Origin of the sequence: Micromonospora sp. II (assembly GCF_001709195.1) — a bacterium.
Taxonomy (GTDB): Bacteria; Actinomycetota; Actinomycetes; order Mycobacteriales; family Micromonosporaceae; genus Micromonospora; species Micromonospora chalcea.
In genome coordinates this window covers 279,695-298,961 of the sequence record NZ_LYXF01000078.1, presented here as the reverse complement: position 1 = coordinate 298,961, position 19,267 = coordinate 279,695, and the positions used below count along the sequence as shown (strand labels likewise).

Here is a 19,267-nt window from a genome sequence, read left to right as displayed (position 1 = left end):
AGCAACCGCATGTTTCTGGACCTGCTGCGACGCCGCAATCCGGGCCTGCTCGCCGCCGCCGCGCACCTGCACGACAGCGGTGACCTGCCGGCGAACTCCTACGCGTTGGACCTCGACACGGTCGCGGCGAACGCCGCCGCCATCCGCCGCGAGGCCGACCGCTTCGGTCTGTCGGTCTACGCGATGACCAAGCAGGTCGGGCGCAACCCCGACTTCTGCCGGACGGTCCGCGACGCGGGCATCACCGAGGCGGTCGGCGTCGACCTCCAGTGCGCGCTCGCCGACCGGCACGGCGGGCTCGGCATCGGTCACCTCGGTCACCTGGTGCAGATCCCCCGGCACGAGGCGGCGGTCGCCGCCGCGCTCGCGCCCGCGTACTGGACGGTCTTCAACGACGCCAAGGCCGCCGAGGCGGCGGGCGCGAGCGCGGCGGCCGGGCGGGAGCAGGCGCTGCTCGCCCGGATCGCCGCGCCCGGCGACCGCTTCTACCGGGGCCACGAGGGCGGCTGGGCGGCCGACGAGATCGTCGCGGTCGCCGACCGGCTCGACGCCCTTCCCGGCGCCCGGTTCGCGGGTGTCACCAGCTTCCCGACCCAGTTGTTCGACACGGCCGCCGGACGGGTCGTGCCGACGCCCAACCTCGGCACCCTGCGACGCGCTGCCGCCGCGCTGCGCGCCGCCGGGCGGTCGCACGTCGAGATCAACGCCCCGGGTACGACGTCGACGGCGATCCTGGCCACGCTGGCCGAGGCGGGCGTGACGCAGGTCGAGCCCGGCCACGGGCTCACCGGCACGACGCCCTGGCACGCGGTGACCGACCTGGTCGAGGAGCCCGCCGTGCTCTACGTCAGCGAGGTGTCGCACCTGTGGGACGGTCGGGCGTACGTCTTCGGTGGCGGCCTCTACGTCGACCCGGTGCTCGGCCTGGGCGGCACCCGGGCGCTGATCGTGCCCCGGGGCGGTGGTCTCGACGACGCCTACCTGGTCGACGTGGAGATGCCCGCGCCGGAGGCGATCGACTACTACGCGATGGCCGACGTCAGCGCGGCGCCGGGGTGCGCCCCGGGTGACACGGTCCTGTTCGGCTTCCGGCCGCAGGCGTTCGTCACCCGGGCGCTGACCGCCGGCGTGACCGGCATCCGGTCCGGCGCGCCGGCCGTGGCCGGGGTGTACGCCGCCGACGGCTCGGCGCCGATCGGGTTGGAGGACACCGCCGCGGGCGACGGCCCCGGCATCCAGGCGGCTCGCCGCGCAGGGAGGGCATGATGAGCACCGTCACCCACAAGGACGACGCGACCCGGGCGGGCGCCCCGGCGCTGCGGTTGCGCGGCATCCGCAAGCAGTTCGGCGGCGTCGTGGCGATCGAGCGCTTCGACCTGGAACTGGCCGCCGGGGAGATCACCGCCCTGGTCGGCGACAACGGCGCCGGCAAGTCCACCCTCGTGAAGATCATCTCCGGCGTGTACCAGCCGACCGAGGGTGAGCTGGAGATGCACGGGCGGCCGGTGACGTTCCGGGACGCCTCCGACGCCCGCCGGCAGGGGGTCGAGGTGGTCTACCAGGACCTGGCCCTGGCCGACTCGCAGCCGGTCTACATGAACATGTTCCTGGGTCGGGAACTCACCCGTGGCCCGCTGCGCCTGCTCGACCGGCGCCGGATGGCCCGGGAGACCCAGGATCTGGTGGACGCGCTGGACGTGCGCATCCCCAGCGCGAAGGCGACGATCCGGGACCTGTCCGGCGGCCAGCGGCAGGCGGTGGCGATCTGCCGCGCCACCCACTGGGCCAGCGGCCTGGTGCTGATGGACGAGCCGACAGCGGCGCTGGGCGTGGCCGAGACCGCCAAGGTGGAGGAGCTGATCCTGAAGCTGCGGGAGCGGGGCGCCGCCGTGCTCGTCGTCAGCCACAACCTGGACCAGGTGTTCCGGATCGCGGACCGGGTGGCGGTGCTGCGCCGGGGACGCCAGGTCGGCGTCCGCGGCATCACCGGGACCAGCCGCAACGAGATCGTCTCGATGATCACCGGCGCCTCCGAGGAGACCGCCCGCCCCTGAACCGCGCGGCCGGCCGCGCGCACGATGACCCCGGGTGTCCCTCCCGGGGTCATCGGCGTTCCGCGTCCGGTTCGCGGGGCGGCACTCCATGATCAACGCCGATGGCGGACGGCTCGTGCGTAACGGTCGTGTGAACTTGTGTGAACGCGGCTTCGTGCGTTGTCTCGCAGTTCGGGAGCGTTATCAAGCCGAGTCCATGAGGGCTCAGTGAACGCCGTTCACCCTATTGTTCACTGCTGCTAAATCCGGTAGAACTCCTGATAGGTCCGCTGCTCGGGCCATCTGCCTCGTGCTTCTAGGAGGACTTCTCATGGCTCGTTCACCCCGTCCGGGCGCCTCCTCGCCCGCGCTCTCCCGCCGCGGCGTCCTGCAGCTTGGGGGTGGCGTCGCGCTCCTGCTCGCCACCAGCGCCTGCGCCGCGGACAGCGGCAACAAGTCCACCGACGGCAAGTCCGGCGGCGCCGCCGCCAAGACGTTGCGCATCGCCGTCTCCAGCTACCTGTCGAGCTGGGACCAGGACTTCGTCGGCTTCGACCTGACCGCGCTGATGCTCTACAAGAACGTCTTCCCATACCTGATCGACTACGGCGTCACCAACGCCGGCGGCAGCCAGATCCTCGACACCCAGAACATCACCCCCACGTTCGCCGAGTCCTTCGAGCCCGACGCCGAACAGAAGGTGTGGACGCTCAAGCTGCGCCGCGGCGTGAAGTTCGCCAGCGGCAACGAGATGAAGGCCGCGGACGTGAAGTGGTCGAAGGACCGCGCGTTCGCCGCCCAGGCCAACGTCGCCGGCGTCTACCGCACCATCGGCCTGACCAGCGCCGACCAGGTCAAGGTCGTCGACGACTACACGGTGGAGTTCCACCAGGCCTTCCCCAGCGCGCTCACCCGGCAGATCCAGGCGATCTCGCTGTACGTCTTCGACTCGGTCGAGGCGAAGAAGCGCGCCAGCTCCAGCGACCCCTGGGCCAAGGAGTGGTTCGCGAAGAACCCGCCGACCGGCGGCTACTTCAACGTCGCCAAGGCCACCCAGGGCCAGGAGATCGAACTCAGCGCGAACACCGACTACCCGGGCCCGGACCCGGCCAAGACGCCGACCATCCGGATCTCGGTCGTGCCGGCCGCGTCCAACCAGCGGCTGCAGCTGCAGGCCGGTGACATCGACATCGCGCTGGGCATCAGCCAGCGCGACATCCAGGACCTCAAGAAGGCCCCGGGCATCAAGGTCATCTCGGCCGCCAGCAACCGCCAGGTCGCGATCCAGATGTCGGTGACCGCCGCGCCGTTCAACGACGTGAACGTGCGCAAGGCGCTCGCGTACGCGGTGCCCTACGAGCAGATCATCAACAACGTGTACGGCGGCGACGCCCGCGCGGCCAAGAGCCCGGTCCCGCTGGACATGCCCGGCTACGACGAGAGCGGCTACCCGTTCACCTACGACCTGGACAAGGCGAAGGCCGCCATGGCCGCCGCCGGCCGGTCGTCGCTCGACTCCGAGCTGGTCTTCGAGGCCGACAACGAGGAGCAGCAGAAGATCGCCGTCCAGGTGCAGAGCGAGGCGGCGAAGGCGGGCATCCGGCTCAAGCTGACCCCGCTGGACCCGGCCACCCTGGGTGAGCGGCGGACCAAGAAGAACATCCCGCTGCAGATCACCTCCGGGCAGCTCTGGGTGGACGACGTCGAGTACATGCTGGCGACGAGCTTCGTCAAGGGCGCCAACCTCAACTACTCCAACTACAGCAACCCGGAGATTGAGCAGATCTACGAGAAGTCGCACACCACCGTCGACACGGCCGCCCGCAACGCGCTCTGGAAGCGGGTCCAGGAGATCCTCGCCGCCGACGTGCCGTGGGTGGTCATCTGCCAGCCCAACTTCAACCTGCCCGTCCGGGAGTCCGTCGCCGGCTGGGTGCAGCCGATGGACGGCCTCGCCCGCCTGCGCTACCTGAGCGCGTCGGCCTAGGAACGTCAACCGCCCATGCGAATCTTCCGCTTCGTCGTCAGGCGACTGCTCCAGCTGATCCCCGTTCTGCTCGGAGTGGTCGTCCTGGCGTTCCTCCTGGTCCGGGTGCTGCCGGGCGACCCCGTCCGCAGCATCCTCGGGCAGAACGCCACCGAGGAGGACGCCGCCGCCGCCCGGGCCCGCTTCGGGCTGGACCAGTCGCTGTGGCAGCAGTTCCTCGACTACCTCAGGGGACTGGTCACCGGTGACTTCGGGACCTCCATCCAGAGCGGCAACTCCGTGGGATCGGAGATGGCGCTCCGGGTGGGGCCCACCCTGGAACTCGTCGTCATCGCCGTGAGCATCGCGCTCGTCGTGGCGACGGTCCTGGGCATCTGGTCGGCCAAACGGGCCAACCGGGTCGGTGACCACAGCGTGCGGATGTTCGCCCTGGTCGGCAACTCGATCCCCGAGTTCTGGCTCGGCCTGGTGCTGGTGCTGGTCGGCTACAGCATCCTCGGCTGGTTCCCGGCGCCGAACGGGCGGGTCGACCCGGACACGAACCTGACCCCGCTCACCGGGGCCGATCTCGTCGACGCCGTGCTCACCGCCAACGGCCCGGCGATCGCCTCCGCCGCGGCGTACCTGGTGCTGCCCGTGCTGACCCTGGTGGTCGGCGTGGTCGCGCCGCTGCTGCGCAGCGTCCGGGCCTCCGCGCTGGAGGTGCTGCACTCGGAGTCGTACGCCGCGGCGAAGGCGCACGGGCTGCGCGACCGCACGCTGCACTACGGCTACCTGCTGCGGGCGACGCTGGTCCGGCTGCCGTCGCTGGCGGCGCTGGTCTTCGGCACGGCGATCGGCTCCACCGTGCTCGTCGAGTACGTGTACTCGTGGCAGGGCTTCGGCCAGTGGGCCCTGCGCGGCCTGCTCTACCGGGACTACCCGGTGGTTCAGGCGTCGGTGCTGGTCATCGCGTTGTGCTACGTGCTGGTGTTCCTCATCGCCGACGTGGTCCACGCGATCCTCGACCCGAGAGTGAGGCTCTGATGGCCGAGTTGCGCGCCGCCGTCAGCGGCGACTCCGCACAGACGCCGGTGGTCGTCGCCGGCGGCGACCGGGACAGCCGGTTCGCCCGCCGCATGAGCATCGTCGGTGCGACCATCCTGTCGGTGGTGGCGCTGGTGGCGGTGTTCGCGCCGCTGCTGAGCCCGTGGGGCGAGACCGAGATCGACCCGGCGAACACCCTGGTGGCGCCGGGCGGCAACCACCTGCTCGGCACCGACGGCAACGGCATGGACATCTGGAGCCGGGTGCTCTACGCCGCCCGGCTCGACCTGGGCATCGCCCTGGCCGCGGTGGCGCTCGCGGTGGTCGTGGGCACGCTGCTCGGCCTGGTCGCCGGCTACTTCGGCGGCTGGCTCGACGACGTGCTGATGCGGGTGGTCGACATCTTCCAGTCGTTCCCCACGTTCATCCTGGCGCTGGCGGTCGCCGCCCTGCTCGGCAACGGCACGATCAACCTGATCATCACGATCGCGGCGGTGAACGCGCCGGCGTACGCCCGGCTGGTCCGCGCCGAGGTGCGGTCGCTGCGGGAACTGCCGTTCGTGGACGCCGCCATCACCTCCGGGGCGTCGCCGGTGGGCGTGCTCTGGCGGCACCTGCTGCCCAACAGCCTCACCCCGGTCCGGGTGATCGCGCCGCTGAACTGCGGCTGGGCGATGCTCACCCTGGCCGGGCTCTCCTTCCTCGGCCTGGGCGTGAGCATCCCCGAGGCGGAGTGGGGGGCCATGATCAGCCTGGGCGCCGCGGACGTGGTCGGTGGCCGCTGGTGGACCTCCGTCCCACCCGGCCTGGCCCTGTTCGTCTGCGTCCTCGGGTTCAGCCTGCTCGGCGAAGGCCTGCAGGACCGCGCCAACGCGAAGCGGCGGTGACCATGCTGTCGATCGAGAACCTCTCGGTGACCATCCGGCGACCCGGCCGGCAGGTGGCCGCGCTCAGCGGCGTCACCTTCGCCGTACGCCCCGGTGAGGTCGTCGGCCTGGTCGGGGAGAGCGGCGGCGGCAAGAGCATGGTGGCCCGCGCCATCGTCGGGCTGCTGCCCGGCGGCTCGCACGCCACCGGCCGGGTGCTGTGCGGCGACTCGGACGTGCTGCGCATGGACGACGCCGCGCTTGCCGCCCACCGCGGACGCGGGGTGGCGATCTGCTTCCAGAACCCGCGCGGCGCGCTCAGCCCCACCCGCACCATCGGCAAGCAGCTCGTCGACCGGCTCGCCACGCACCAGGACATGTCCGGCGACCGGGCCCGGGAGGCGGCGCGCGAGCTGTTCGAGGCGGTCGGGATCCGCAGCCCGCAGCGGCGGCTCGACGCGTACGCCCACGAGCTGTCCGGCGGCATGGCCCAGCGGGTGATGATCTCGCTGGCCACCGGCTGCGCGCCGGACCTGCTGATCGCCGACGAGCCGACCACCGGCCTGGACGTGACACTGACCCGGGAGATCCTGCGCCAGTTCCGGCACGCCGCCGACACCGACGGCCGGGGCGTGCTGCTGATCTCCCACGACCTCGCCTCGATCGCCGAGGTCTGCGACCGGGTGGTGGTGCTCTACGCCGGCACGGTGGTGGAGAGCGGCCCGGCCGCGCAGGTGCTGCGGGAGCCCGCGCACCCGTACACCCGGGCGCTGCTGCGGTCGGTGCCGGACGTCGGCGGCCGGCCGGTCGTCGCCACCCCCGGCGCCATGCCCCTGCTCACCGAGGCGCCGGAGAACTGCCCGTTCGTCGCCCGCTGCGCGCACGCCGACCGCACCTGCTCGTCCCGGCGGCCGGGCACCCAGCCGATCCCCGGCGGCCGCGAATGGTCGCTCGCCTGCTTCCACCCGCAGACCCGGCCGCTCGACGCCGACCTGCCGTCCACGTCGCACACACCGGACGCGGGCGACGCCCAGCCGGCGGCTGCGGACCCGAAGCCCGCCGTGCTGGAAATCGAGGACGCCCACGTCGTCTACCGCAGCCGGTTCGGCTCCGGCGGTCACCACGCGCTGCGTGGCGTCACGCTGCGGCTCGCGCCGGGTGAGACGCTGGGCGTGGTGGGCGAAAGCGGCTGCGGCAAGAGCACCCTCGCGAAGCTCGTCATGGGCCTGGTCGCGCCCACGTCCGGCACCGTCACAGTCGCCGGTCAGGCCCTGGTCAAGCAGCCGGGCCGGCCGCGCCCGCGTGGCCGGGCGCTGCGCCGGGCCCGGACCCGCGCCCAGCTGGTGTTCCAGGACCCGATCGGCTCGCTGAGCCCGCGCCGCACCGTCGGCGACTCCATCGCCGAGCCGCTGCGCGCCGCGGGCCTGTCCCCGGCCCAGCGGGAGGAGCGCGTCACCGCCGTGCTGGACCGGATGGAGCTGGACCGCTCGATCCTGCAGCGGTACCCGCACGAGCTGTCCGGCGGCCAGGCCCAGCGCATCGGCATCGCCCGCGCGCTGGTCGGCGAGCCGGACCTGATCGTCTTCGACGAGCCCACCTCGGCCCTGGACGTCACCGTCCAGGCGCAGATCCTCGACGTGATCGCCGACGTGGCCGCCGACGCCGACCGCGCCTCGGTGTTCATCTCCCACGACCTGGCCACGGTGCGCGGTTTCGCCGACCGCGTCGTGGTGCTCTACCTCGGCCGGGTGGTCGAGGAGGGTCCGGTGGACGTCGTCTTCGACACGCCCCGGCACCCGTACACCCGCGCGCTGCTGGGCAGCGCCCCCCGCCTCGGCGGGACGGCCGGGTCCGACGGCGAGGCCGTCGAGCTGGTCAAGGACCTGGAGGAAGCCGACGCCGCAACCGGGTGCCCACTGGCCGCCCGGTGCCCGTTCGTCACCGACCGGTGCCGATCGGAGCAGCAGGAGCTTCAGTCGTACGGCGAGAGCCGGGCCGCCTGCTGGCGCGTTCCCGAGCTTCCCGCCCTCATCGGAAGGCAGGCTGTCACGCCATGACCCGTCGCCCCATCCGGCTCGCCGTCGACATCGGCGGGACCTTCGTGGACGCCATGGAACTCGACACGCGCACCAACCGGGTCCGCTTCCGCAAGGCGGCGACGACCCCGGCCCGGCCCGCGGACGGTGTCCTCAACGCGATCAGCGCGCTCGGCACCGACCTGTCCGAGGTGGAGCTGTTCATCCACGGCACCACGCTCGGCCTCAACGCGGTGCTGGAGCGTCGCGGTGGCCGTACCGGAATCATCACCAACGAGGGCTTCCGGGACATCTTCCTGATCGGGCGCGGCAACGTGCCGTCCGACCACATGTACGACTTCCAGTACCAGCGGCCGGAGAGCCTGGTGCAGCGCCGCTTCACCGCCGGGGTGCGGGGCCGGCTCGACTACCGCGGCCGGGTGGTGGAGCCGCTGGACCCGGACAGCGTCCGGGCGGCCGCGCGCACGCTCGTGGTGGACCAGCAGGTCACCTCGATCGCCATCTGCTTCCTGCACTCGTTCCTCGACCCGAGCCACGAGCGGGAGGCCGCGCGCCTCATCCACGAGGAGTTCCCCGACGTCAGCCTGTCGCTGTCGACGGACATCGTGCGCGAGTACCGGGAGTACGAGCGGACCAGCACCACGGTGCTGGAGGCGTACATCCGGCCGATCTTCGAGCGGTACGTGGACGAGCTGGAGTCCGGCCTGGCCGAGCGCGGCTTCGCCGGGCGCTTCCTGATCATGCGCTCCGGCGGCGGCTCGATGACCAGCGCGGTCGCCAAGACCGCCCCCACGCACACCGTGCTGTCCGGACCGGCCGGCGGCATCGTCGGTGCCGCGTACGTCGCTTCCGAGCTGGGCCGGGACAACGTACTCACGTTCGACATCGGCGGCACCTCGCTGGACGCCTGCGTGATCGAGCGCGGCAACCCGGTCGCCGCGTACGAGGCTCAGCTGGAGCACTTCCCGCTGCTCATCCCGACGTACGACATCCGCACCATCGGCGCCGGCGGCGGTTCGATCGCCTGGCTCGACCACGGCCTGCTCAAGGTCGGCCCGCAGAGCGCCGGCGCCGACCCCGGCCCGGTCTGCTACGGCCGGGGCGGCACCAAGCCGACGGTCACCGACGCCGCTGTGGTGCTCGGCTACATGGACCCGGAGCGCTTCCTCGCCGGCACCATGGGCCTGCGCGACGCCGAGGCGCGCGCCGCAATTCAGGAGCAGCTCGCCGAGCCGCTCGGACTCACCGTGGAGAACGCGGCCGCCGGCGTGTTCGACGTGCTGCTGGCCCGCACCGTCGGCGCGGTCCGCCAGATCACCGTCGAGCGGGGTCACGACCCCCGGCAGTTCGCGCTGCTCGCGTTCGGCGGCGCCGGGCCGCTGCTGGCCCCGCTGCTGGCCCGCGAGATGGGCATCGGCGAGGTCATCGTGCCGTTCGCGCCGTCCGGCTTCTCCGCCTGGGGCATGCTCTCCGCCGACATCGTCAACGACTTCAGCCGTACCGTGATGGCCACGCTCGACGACGCCGACCTGGCGGAGCTGGAGCAGCTGTTCAAGGCCGTCGAGGCCGAGGCGGTCGCATCGCTGGTGGCGCAGGGCGTGCCGGCCGGCGAGGCGGTGCTGGAGCGGCAGTTCGAGCTGCGCTACCTGGGCCAGGAACACAGCCTGATGGTCACCGTCGGGCGCGAGCTGGACCGCGACGCGATCCGCGCCGCGTTCGACGAGACGCACCGCGCCCGGTACGGCCACACCATGGGCAACCCGCTGCAGATCCTCAACCTGCGGGTGCGCGGCATCGGGCGCACCGACCGTCCCGAGCTGCAGACCCTGCCGCGCGGCGACGGCGACCCGTCGCAGGCGCTGCTGACGCACCGCGACGCCTACGACTTCGGGCAGCACGCGGTGGTGCCGTTCGCGGTCTACGACCGGGCCCGCCTGGAGCCGGGCGACACCTTCGACGGACCGGCGTTGATCGACGAGGGCACCTCCACCACTGTGGTGCCCAGCGGCCAGCGGGTCACCGTCGACGACCACGGATACCTGCTCGTCACCCTGGAGGAAGCCGCATGACCACGCTGGACGGAGCCCAGGTCGAGGTCGTCCGCAGCTATCTGCTGTCGGCCGCGGAGGAGATGCGGGCCACCCTCATCCGTACCTCGTTCAACCCGGTCATCTACGAGGTGCACGACTTCGGCCTGTCGATGTACGACGCCGACCTGCGGCTGGTCGCCGAGGCCACCGGATTGACGTTCTTCCTCGGCGCGAACGACTTCTCGCTGCGCAAGGGCGTGGAGTACGTGGGCCGGGAGAACCTGCACCGCGGCGACGTGGTGCTGCTGAACTACCCGTACTGGAACGCGGCGCACGCGTACGACGCGACGCTGTTCGCCCCGGTGTTCCGGCCGGACGAGGCGGACCCGGACGCGGACGGCGACCTGGTCGGCTTCCTCTGCGTCCGCGCGCACTGGATGGACCTGGGCGCCAAGGACCCGGGCTACGTGCTCGACTCGACCGACATGCACCAGGAGGGGCTGATCTTCCCGGGCACCAAGGTCGTGTCCCGGGGCGAGCCGGTGCGCGAGATCCACGAGCTGATCCGCTTCAACTCGCGGATGCCCGACGCGGTGCTCGGTGACCTGCACGCGCAGATCGCCGCGCTGCGCACCGGCGAGCGCCGGATGCTGGAGATCATCGAGAAGTTCGGCCGGGACACCGTGGACCAGGCGATCGACCGGATCATCGCCGACGGTGAGGCCCGCGCCCGCGCGGCGCTGGCGACGCTGCCGCAGGGCACCTGGACCGCCGAGGACTGGGTGGACGACGACGGCATCACCGACGACCCGGTGAAGATGCGCGTCACCGTCACCATCGACGACGGGCGCTTCATCGTCGACTTCGCCGGCTCGGCCCCGGCCACCCGCGGCCCGATCAACATGCCGTTCGGCGCGACCGAGGCGATCTGCAAGGTCGTGCTGAAGTCGCTGACGTCGCGGGACGAGCCGTCGAACGCCGGCACCGTGGCGCCGCTTGAGGTGCGGGCCGAGCCGGGCAGCCTGTTCCACGCCGTCTACCCGCAGCCCACGTTCACGCTCTGGACCGGCATCGTCGCGGTGGAGCTGATCCTCAAGGCGCTGGCCCAGGGCATGCCGGACCTGCTGCCCGCCTCCTCCGGCGGCGACGTGCCCGGCTTCATGATGGTCGGCCTGCACCCGGACACCGGGAAGATGTTCGCGGTCAGCAACAACGACCTGGTGGGCTGGGGCGGCACCGCGACGCACGACGGCATGGACGCCGCCACGCACGTCTCCGGCAGCACCGGCCGGGGTACCCCGATCGAGGTCATGGAGGCCAAGACCGGGATGTTCTTCGAGCGCTGGGAGATCCGCGCCGACTCCGGTGGCGCGGGCCGGTTCCGGGGCGGCTGCGGCCTGCGCCGCGACATCCGGTTCGTGACGCCCGGTGAGTTCCTGACCGTGATCAAGAAGACCAAGAGCGCGCCGTGGGCGCTGGCCGGCGGCGAGCAGCCGGAGCCGAACCAGGTGGTCGTCTTCCCGGGCACCGACCGCGAGCACCGGGTGAGCACCAAGCGCACCGTGGTGGCCGCGGGCGACCGGGTCACGCTGCTGACCGCCGGTGGCGGCGGGCACGGCGACCCGCGCAGCCGCGACCCGGAGGCGGTACGGCGGGACGTGGCCGAGGGCTACGTCTCCCGGGAGGCCGCCCGGGACGTCTACGGAGTGGACGTCGATGGGTGAGCCGACGGTCGACGGGGCAACCGTCGAGGTCGTCCGCAGCCACCTCGTCTCGGCCGCCGAGGAGATGCGGGCCGCGCTCGTGCGCACCGCGTTCAACCCGGTGATCTACGAGGTGTACGACTTCGGCATCTCCATCTACGACCGGCAGCTGCGGCTGGTCGCGGAGTCCACGGGGCTGTCCCGCTTCCTCGGCGCCAACGACTACTCGCTGCGCAAGGGCGTGGAGTACGTCGGCCGGGAGAACCTGCGCCGCGGCGACGTGGTGCTGCTCAACTACCCGTACTGGAACGCGGCGCACACGTACGACGCGACGATGTTCGCGCCGGTCGTCCTGCCGGACAGCGAGGAGCTGATCGGTTTCCTGTGCATCCGGGCGCACTGGATGGACCTGGGCGCCAAGGACCCCGGGTACGTGCTCGACTCCACGGACATGCACCAGGAGGGGATCATCTTCCCCGGCACGAAGGTGTACGACCGGGGCGAGCCGGTGCGCGAGATCCACGAGCTGATCCGCTTCAACTCGCGGATGCCGGAACTGGTCATCGGTGACCTCAACGCGCAGATCGCCGCGCTGCGTACCGGCGAGCGGCGGATGACCGAGCTGTACCGCGACTACGGCCCCGCAGTGGTCGACGCGGTGATCGACCGGGTGATCGACGTCGCCGCGCAGCGCGCCGGGGAGGCGGTGGCCGCGCTGCCGCAGGGCAGCTGGACCGCCGAGGACTGGCTCGACGACGACGGCGTCAGCGACGACCCGATCCTCATGCGGGTCACCGTCACCGTCGCCGACGGCGAGTTCACAGTGGACTTCGCCGGCTCGTCGCCGGCGGTGCCCGGACCGGTGAACCTGCCGCTGGGCGCCACCATCGCCACCTGCCGGGTCGCGTTCAAGGGCGTCACCACGCCGCACGAGCAGACCAACGCCGGGCACTTCGCCCCCCTTCGGGTACGCGCCGAGCCCGGCACGCTGTTCCACGCGCAGTACCCGGCCGCCACGTTCACCCAGTGGACCGGCACCGTCGCACTGGAGCTGATCCTCAAGGCGCTGGCCCAGGGCATGCCGGACCGGCTGGCCGCCTCCTCCGGCGGCGACGTGCCCGGGTTCATGATGGTCGGCCGGCACCCGGACACCGGCGACATGTTCGCGGTCAGCAACAACGACCCGGTCGGCTGGGGCGGCACGCCCGGGCACGACGGGATCGGGCCGGCGAACCACCTGTGCCAGACCCAGGCGCGCAACACGCCCGTCGAGGTGCTGGAGTCGAAGACGGGAATGTTCTTCGAGCGGGTGGAGATCCGTACCGACTCCGGTGGCGCGGGCCGGTTCCGGGGCGGCTGCGGCCTGCGGCGGGACATCCGGTTCGTGACGCCCGGCGAGTTCCTGACGGTGATCAAGAAGACGAAGAGCGCGCCGTGGGCGCTGGCCGGCGGCGCACAGCCGGAGCCGAACCAGGTGATCGTCTTCCCGGGCACGGACCGGGAGCACCGGGTGAGCACACGGCGTACCGCGGTGGCGGTGGGGGATCGGGTGACGTTGCTGACCGCCGGTGGCGGCGGGCACGGCGACCCGGGGAGTCGGGATCCGGAGGCGGTGCGACGGGACGTGGCCGAGGGCTACGTCTCCGCGCGGGCCGCCCGAGACGTTTATGGAGTGATCGCGTGAGTGCCGCCTATTCGCCCGAGCAGCCGAGCACGCTGCTCGGCAACTGCACAGTGCTCGACGCCCGCGTGGTGGACGGCATGGCGCCGGTGACCGGCGCCGGGGTGTGGGTCCGGGGTGACCGGATCGCCGCCGTCGGGCCGTACGCCGAGGTGGCCGAGCAGGCGCGGGCCGCCGGCCGGCTGACCGAGGTGGACCTCGACGGTGCCTACGTGACGCCCGGCCTGGTCAACATGCACACCCACTTCTCGTTGTCGCTGCCCGGCTCCGCCGGCGAGGGCGTCAAGGGGATGGGCGCGTACGACCTCGCCCACTACATGGCCGACGGGGCGCGGCGCACGCTGCACTCCGGCGTGACCACCGTGCGCTGCGTCGCGGAGAAGGACCACGCGGACTTCGCGCTGCGGCGGGCGATCAACGCCGGGCGGGTCCCCGGTCCGCGCATCTACACCGCGGGCCGGGCGCTGGTGTGCACCGGCGGGCACGGGCACGAGAGCAACGACACGCTCGAGTGCGACGGCCCGGTGGGCTTCCGCCACGGCGTGCGCAGCCAGATCAAGGCCGGCGCGGACCTGATCAAGGTGATGATCTCGGGCGGCATCGCCGGTGAGCACGAGAGCATCCACACGCCCCAGTTGTTCGCCGACGAGATGACGGCGGTGATCGAGACGGCGCACGCGTGGGGCCGCAAGGTGACCGCGCACGCCGGGCCCGCCGACGTGATCGGCGCGGCGGTCGAGCTGGGACTGGACTGCGTGGAGCACGGCTACCAGCTCACCCCGCAGGTCGCGGCGCGGATGGCCGAGCGCGGCACGGCGCTCGTGCCGACGCTGCTGGTGACCCGCTGCAAGGAGTTCTTCGACGAGCTGGGCGTGCCGGAGTGGATGCAGTGCCGCTCGCTCGGCGCCGGCCCCCGGCACCTGGAGAGCTTCGACATGGCGATCGCCGCCGGGGTGGAGGTCCTGCTCGGCAGCGACATGCCCCCGTTCTGGGAGTTCGAGGGCACCACCGCCTCGATCCGGGAGCTGGAGTACATGTCCGAGCGGATCGGCGCCGCCCGGGCCATCCACGCCGGCACGCTCGGCCCGATCCGGTGGCTCGGCGCGGAGTCCGACCTCGGCACCGTCGAGGTCGGCAAGCTGGCCGACCTGATCGCGACGGACGCCGACCCGCTGGCCGACACCTCGGCCTTCCGGGACGTGCGGTGGGTGATGAAGGGCGGGCAGATCGCCCGCGACGACCGCAACCAGGAGGAGACGCGATGACCTCCGCGCAGGCAGGCGCGGCGGAGATCGCCGCCGGCATCGACGACATGTACGACGCGTTCCTCGCCGGGGACCAGCAGCGGTTCGACACGCACCTGGACCCCGAGGTGACCACCTGGGAGACGCACCTGCCGGGACCGCTGCGGACCCGGGCCGAGCTGGACGAGTACCGCGCCCAGCGGGACGCCGCCGGTCAGCGGCCCCGGCTGGCGGTGCTCGCCGCGCGGGGCAAGCGCATCGACGTGTGGGACGACTTCGGCGTGGCCCGGTACGAGCTGGTCGCGCAGCTCGGCCCGGACGACGAGCCGGAGATCACCCGGGTCACCGACGTGGTGCGCCGGGTCGACGGCCGCTGGGTGATCGTGCACCACCACGCCGAGCTGGTCCGGGAACCGGTGGGCGCGGCATGATCCGGCGGCTGGTCGCCGGGCGGACCGGTGAACCGGCGGACGTGCTGTCGGTCGCCGAGCTGCCCGACGACCCGCCGCCCGGCCCCGGCCAGGTGCGGCTCGCCGTCCGTACGGTCGGGCTGAACTTCCTGGACGTCATGCTCTGCCGGGGCGAGTACCCGGTGCGGCCGGATCCGCCGATGACGCCGGGGGTGGAGGCGGCCGGGCGGGTCGTCGCCGCCGGCGACGGGGCCGGGCACCTGCTGGGTCAGGAGGTGCTGGCCTGCCCGGCGCTGCCGCGCGGCGCGCTCGGCACCACAGTCACAGTGGACGCCGCGGTGGTGGTGCCGCGACCGTCCACAGTCGACCCGGTGATCGCGGCAGCGCTGCCGGTCACCTACCAGACCGCCTGGTTCGCGCTGGAACGGGCGGGCGTCACCGCCGGGCAGACGGTGCTGGTGCACGCCGGAGCGGGCGGTGTCGGCATCTCCGTCATCCAGCTCGCGGTCGCCCGCGGCGCCCGGGTCCTCGCCACCGCCGGCGGCCCGGTCAAGACGGCGATCTGCCGCGACCAGGGCGCCGAGGTGGCGATCGACTACACGGCGGAGGACTTCGTGGCCGCCGTGCGGGAGGCCACCGGCGGGCGGGGCGTGGACGTCGTGGTGGACCCGGTGGGCGGCGACGTGTTCGCCCGCTCCTGGGAGTGCCTCGCCTTCGAGGGCCGCCTGGTCGCGGTAGGCGCTGCCGGTGGCGCGCCGCCGCCCGTCGATCCGCTGCGGCTGATGGCGGCGAACGCGACGCTGGTCGGCCTGTCCTGGGGCTCGCAGTACCCGTGGCAGCGCCCGTCCGCGGTCGAGGCCGCCTACCAGGAACTGTTCGACATGTGCGCCTCCGGCGCGGTCCGGCCGCCGGTCAGCCGCGTCGTGTCGCTGGACGAGACGCCCGCGGCGCTCACCGAGCTGGCCGAACGCCGGACCACCGGCAAGATCATCGTACGGATCGACGAAGGGGAGGGGCCGTGAGCGACACCGCCGACGGCGACATGGAGATCTACGACCTGAAGGTGACAGTCGACCGGATCGAGGGCCGGTCGGTGTGCGGCATGGCCGTGGGTGACTCCTTCGAGCTGACCAACAGCGCCCACCTGCGGCTGCCCGAGGGCAAGCACTTCTGCGTGTACGCGCTCGCGTCCGTGCTGCCCTTCCTCGCCGCCAAGCAGCGTGACCTGGCGCCGGGGGACTGGCTGGCCCAGGACTCCCACTTCATCTGCCCCGACCCGGAGGAGCGGCTCGTCATGAAGGTGGAACGGACCTGCCGGCGCACGATGAACTCGGCGGACCTGACATGACCGTCGAGATCGGACTCGGCCTGCAGAGCGACAAGCCGGCCGGCGCGTACGCCCGGCTGGCCCGCGCCGCCGAGGCGCACGGCTTCGACGTGCTCACCGTCTTCGGCGACCTGATGTACCAGCCGCCGATCTTCCCGCTGCTGGAGATGGCTCAGGCGACCGAGCGGGTACGCCTCGGCGCGGCCTGCCTGAACCCGTACTCGATGGCGCCGTACGAGATCGCCGGTCAGCTCGCCGCCCTGGACCTGGCCTCGCACGGGCGGGCCTACCTCGGCCTGGCCCGGGGGACCTGGCTGGGTTCGGTCGGCCTGCCGCAGCCGCGGCCGCTGACCACCATCGAGGAGGCCGTCCAGGTCGTCTACCGCCTGCTGCGCGGCGACCGCAGCGGCTTCACCGGAAAGGTCTTCTCGCTGGAGGCCGGCACCGCGCTGCGTTACGACGTGCAGCGGCCCGACCCGCCGCTGCTGCTGGGCGCGTGGGGTCCGCAGGGCGCGGCGCTGGCCGGCCGGATCGCCGACGAGATCAAGGTGGGCGGCAGCGCCAACCCGGACATGGTCCCGGTGATCCGCGAGCGGCTGCGGACCGGCGCGGAGAAGGCCGGGCGCGACGTGGCGGACGTCGGCATCGTGCTCGGCGCGGTGACAGTCGTCGACACCGACGGCGCGGCCGCCCGCGCCAAGGCCCGCACCGAGGTGGCCATGTACCTGGCCGTGGTGGCGGAGCTGGATCCGACCGTCGTGCTCCCCGACGACCTGGTGAAGCGCGTCGGCGACCTGGTCGACGCGGGCGAGGACGAGGCGGCGGGCCGGTTGATCCCGGACGACGTGCTGGACCGGTTCGCCTTCTCCGGCACCCCGGAGCAGGTCGCCGCCCAGGCCCAGGCGCTCATCGACGCCGGCGTGCGCCGGGTCGAGTTCGGCACGCCGCACGGCCTCACCGACGAGCGCGGCGTGGACCTGCTCGGCTCCGCCGTCCTGCCCCTGCTGCGCAGGTGAGCGCGGTGCGGCTCACCGTCGTGGTCGGCCCCGGCCTGGTGGCCGACACCGAACTGCTGGCGTCGTTCGTCGCCACCAGCAGCGCCGAGCTGGACAGCACCGGCACGGTCGTCACCGCCGCCTCGGCCGACGAGCTGCGCTCGCTGCTCGCCGCGGCGCAGGGCCCGACTGTGGTGCTGCCCGGCCCCACCACACCGGCCCGCGCCCTGATCGGCGCGCAGCCGCCGCACGCGGTCTGGTACGACCTCACCGTCGAGACGCCGGTCCCCGGCGCGGTCCACCTGGCCGGCCGGGGACTGTGGGGCGTGACCTGGGCGATCCGGCACGCCGTGCACCGCTTCCGCGCGCCGGCCGATCGGATCGCCTACGGTCCCGGCCCGGAGCAGTGGGGTGACCTGCGGCTGCCGTCGGACCCGCACACCGGGCCGGCGCCGGTCGCAGTGCTGCTGCACGGCGGATTCTGGCGGTCGGTCTGGGGCGCGGACCTGATGGACGCGCTCGCCGTCGATCTGGCTGCCCGAGGCTACGCGTCCTGGAACCTGGAGTACCGGCGTCCGGACCGGCACGGCTGGGACGCCACCACGGAGGACGTCGAAGCCGGCCTCACCGCGCTGCGGGACCTCGCCGCCGACCGGCCGATCGACCTGGAGCGGATCGTGGTGCTGGGCCATTCGGCCGGCGGGCAGCTCGCGCTGCGCGCCGCGGCGGACCTCGCCGCGCGAACGGGCGGGCCACGTGTCGCGCTCGCGGTCTCGCTGGCCGGGGTGCTCGACCTCACCGAGGGCGAGCGGCGCTACCTCGGTGACGGCGCGATCGCCGCGGCGCTGGGCGGCTCACCGGCCACGGCCCCGCGCCGGTACGCCGAGAGCGACCCGATGCTGCGGCTGCCGACAGGGGTGCCCACGTTGCTCGTGCAGGGGACCGCGGACAGTCTCGACCTCGTCGACGCCAACCGGCGTTACGCCGCGGCGGCGGCAGCCGCGGGCGACGAGATCCGCCACCTGGAACAGCCGGGGGACCACTTCGCCGTCATCGACCCGGCGTCGGACATCTGGCGGGACACCATGACGGCAGTGGACGCCCGCCTCGGTAGGTGACGTCGCGCCCGCAACCGAATCGCCCTCCGAGTTCACGTAGGTGAACACGGAGGGCGGTTGGTGGCGCCGGTCAGAACAGCCGGGGCGTGACCACCGAGACCACTGTGGTGACCGAGTCGGTGTCGTTGTACATCTGGTGCGGCACCGACGAGCGCAGGTGCACGCTGTCGCCCGGGCACAGCCGGTGCTCCACGCCCTCGACCTCGTAGAGCAGCTCGCCGGAGATGACGTAGGCGAACTCCTCGCCCCGGTGGCCGTACGCGTTCTCCCGCCGCCCGCCCGGCGCGATGTGCACGAGCATCGGCTCCAGCACCAGGTCCGGCCCCCGGTCCGAGAGCATGCGGTAGGTCTGCTGCCCCGACACGTACTGCGTTGCCGACGTCTCCGCCCTGGTCAGCGTGAAGTGCCGGGGAAGCTGGGAGACGTTGCTGTCGGACGTGCCGTTGCCGGCGTCGAAGAAGTCGGCCACCGACTTGTCGAGGGCCTTGGCGACGCTGCCCAGCGCGGTCAGGCCGATCGAGGAGATGCCGCGCTCGACCTGGGACAGGAAGCCGATCGACAGGCCGGAGCGGGAGGCGAGGCCGCGCAGGGTGAGCCCGCGCTCCTTGCGGTAGCGCCGGATCCGGGCGCCGACCACCCCCGCCGGGGTGCTCTCGTCCGCGGGGCCGCCGGGGGCGGCCTGCTCCGACGGCGGCTGACTGTCCATGGACCGCACGGGGACCTCCTGTTGCGGTGGCGGGGGGATCCGCCCGGGATGTTCGATCCTATCGAACATGCCCGCACTTGTGCGAGGGGTGGGCGCCGGCATTTC

The 19,267-nt window shown here is 72.6% G+C and carries 16 protein-coding genes; 15 read left to right on the top strand and 1 reads right to left on the bottom strand.

Features of this window, described 5'->3' with window-relative positions:
* The first annotated feature begins 9 nt into the window (after positions 1 to 9).
* The 15 genes from A8711_RS29800 (at position 10) to A8711_RS29730 (ending at position 18,456) form a co-directional block, all read left to right on the top strand.
* The gene (locus tag A8711_RS29800; protein ID WP_069090010.1) at positions 10 to 1,266 is read left to right on the top strand and encodes an alanine racemase; all 1,257 of its coding nucleotides are present in this window, start codon (positions 10 to 12) and stop codon (positions 1,264 to 1,266) included.
* On the top strand, positions 1,266 to 2,054 hold the full coding sequence (locus A8711_RS29795; RefSeq protein WP_043325207.1) for an ATP-binding cassette domain-containing protein: 789 nt from the start codon (positions 1,266 to 1,268) through the stop codon (positions 2,052 to 2,054). The genes A8711_RS29800 and A8711_RS29795 overlap by 1 nt, the downstream gene beginning before the upstream one ends.
* Positions 2,055 to 2,364: 310 nt before the next feature.
* Entirely contained in the window at positions 2,365 to 4,020 is a 1,656-nt protein-coding gene (locus A8711_RS29790) for an ABC transporter substrate-binding protein (protein ID WP_043325206.1), read from the top strand.
* Between the two features lie 15 nt (positions 4,021 to 4,035).
* Positions 4,036 to 5,046 (top strand): ABC transporter permease, encoded by a 1,011-nt coding sequence (locus A8711_RS29785; RefSeq protein WP_043325205.1) that lies wholly within the window; start codon positions 4,036 to 4,038, stop codon positions 5,044 to 5,046.
* Positions 5,046 to 5,933, top strand: a complete 888-nt coding sequence (locus tag A8711_RS29780) for an ABC transporter permease (RefSeq protein WP_069090009.1) — start codon at positions 5,046 to 5,048, stop codon at positions 5,931 to 5,933. The genes A8711_RS29785 and A8711_RS29780 overlap by 1 nt, the downstream gene beginning before the upstream one ends.
* Before the next feature lie 2 nt (positions 5,934 to 5,935).
* The gene (locus tag A8711_RS29775) at positions 5,936 to 7,969 is read left to right on the top strand and encodes a dipeptide ABC transporter ATP-binding protein (RefSeq protein WP_069090008.1); all 2,034 of its coding nucleotides are present in this window, start codon (positions 5,936 to 5,938) and stop codon (positions 7,967 to 7,969) included.
* On the top strand, positions 7,966 to 10,017 hold the full coding sequence (locus A8711_RS29770) for a hydantoinase/oxoprolinase family protein (RefSeq protein WP_064447405.1): 2,052 nt from the start codon (positions 7,966 to 7,968) through the stop codon (positions 10,015 to 10,017). Before A8711_RS29775 ends, A8711_RS29770 begins: the two co-directional genes overlap by 4 nt.
* Entirely contained in the window at positions 10,014 to 11,702 is a 1,689-nt protein-coding gene (locus A8711_RS29765) for a hydantoinase B/oxoprolinase family protein (protein WP_043325202.1), read from the top strand. The genes A8711_RS29770 and A8711_RS29765 overlap by 4 nt, the downstream gene beginning before the upstream one ends.
* The gene (locus tag A8711_RS29760; protein WP_069090007.1) at positions 11,695 to 13,365 is read left to right on the top strand and encodes a hydantoinase B/oxoprolinase family protein; all 1,671 of its coding nucleotides are present in this window, start codon (positions 11,695 to 11,697) and stop codon (positions 13,363 to 13,365) included. Before A8711_RS29765 ends, A8711_RS29760 begins: the two co-directional genes overlap by 8 nt.
* A complete protein-coding gene (locus A8711_RS29755) occupies positions 13,362 to 14,627 on the top strand; it encodes an amidohydrolase family protein (protein WP_043325200.1) in 1,266 nt (421 codons plus the stop codon). Before A8711_RS29760 ends, A8711_RS29755 begins: the two co-directional genes overlap by 4 nt.
* Positions 14,624 to 15,037, top strand: a complete 414-nt coding sequence (locus tag A8711_RS29750; protein ID WP_069090006.1) for a nuclear transport factor 2 family protein — start codon at positions 14,624 to 14,626, stop codon at positions 15,035 to 15,037. Before A8711_RS29755 ends, A8711_RS29750 begins: the two co-directional genes overlap by 4 nt.
* Positions 15,034 to 16,038 (top strand): zinc-binding dehydrogenase, encoded by a 1,005-nt coding sequence (locus tag A8711_RS29745; protein ID WP_069090005.1) that lies wholly within the window; start codon positions 15,034 to 15,036, stop codon positions 16,036 to 16,038. Before A8711_RS29750 ends, A8711_RS29745 begins: the two co-directional genes overlap by 4 nt.
* Positions 16,035 to 16,364, top strand: coding sequence for a TIGR04076 family protein (locus tag A8711_RS29740; RefSeq protein WP_043325197.1), 330 nt, complete (start codon positions 16,035 to 16,037; stop codon positions 16,362 to 16,364). The genes A8711_RS29745 and A8711_RS29740 overlap by 4 nt, the downstream gene beginning before the upstream one ends.
* Positions 16,361 to 17,359 carry an LLM class flavin-dependent oxidoreductase gene (locus A8711_RS29735; RefSeq protein ID WP_043325196.1) on the top strand — a complete coding sequence of 333 codons (999 nt, stop codon included), beginning with the start codon at positions 16,361 to 16,363 and terminating at the stop codon, positions 17,357 to 17,359. Before A8711_RS29740 ends, A8711_RS29735 begins: the two co-directional genes overlap by 4 nt.
* A 5-nt stretch (positions 17,360 to 17,364) precedes the next feature.
* Positions 17,365 to 18,456, top strand: coding sequence for an alpha/beta hydrolase (locus A8711_RS29730; RefSeq protein WP_233607731.1), 1,092 nt, complete (start codon positions 17,365 to 17,367; stop codon positions 18,454 to 18,456).
* Positions 18,457 to 18,526: 70 nt separating this feature from the next.
* Here A8711_RS29730 and A8711_RS29725 read toward each other — a convergent pair whose 3' ends face one another.
* Positions 18,527 to 19,162: a helix-turn-helix domain-containing protein gene (locus A8711_RS29725; RefSeq protein WP_222948663.1), complete on the bottom strand. Its 636-nt coding sequence runs from the start codon at positions 19,160 to 19,162 to the stop codon at positions 18,527 to 18,529.
* Positions 19,163 to 19,267 lie beyond the last annotated feature (105 nt).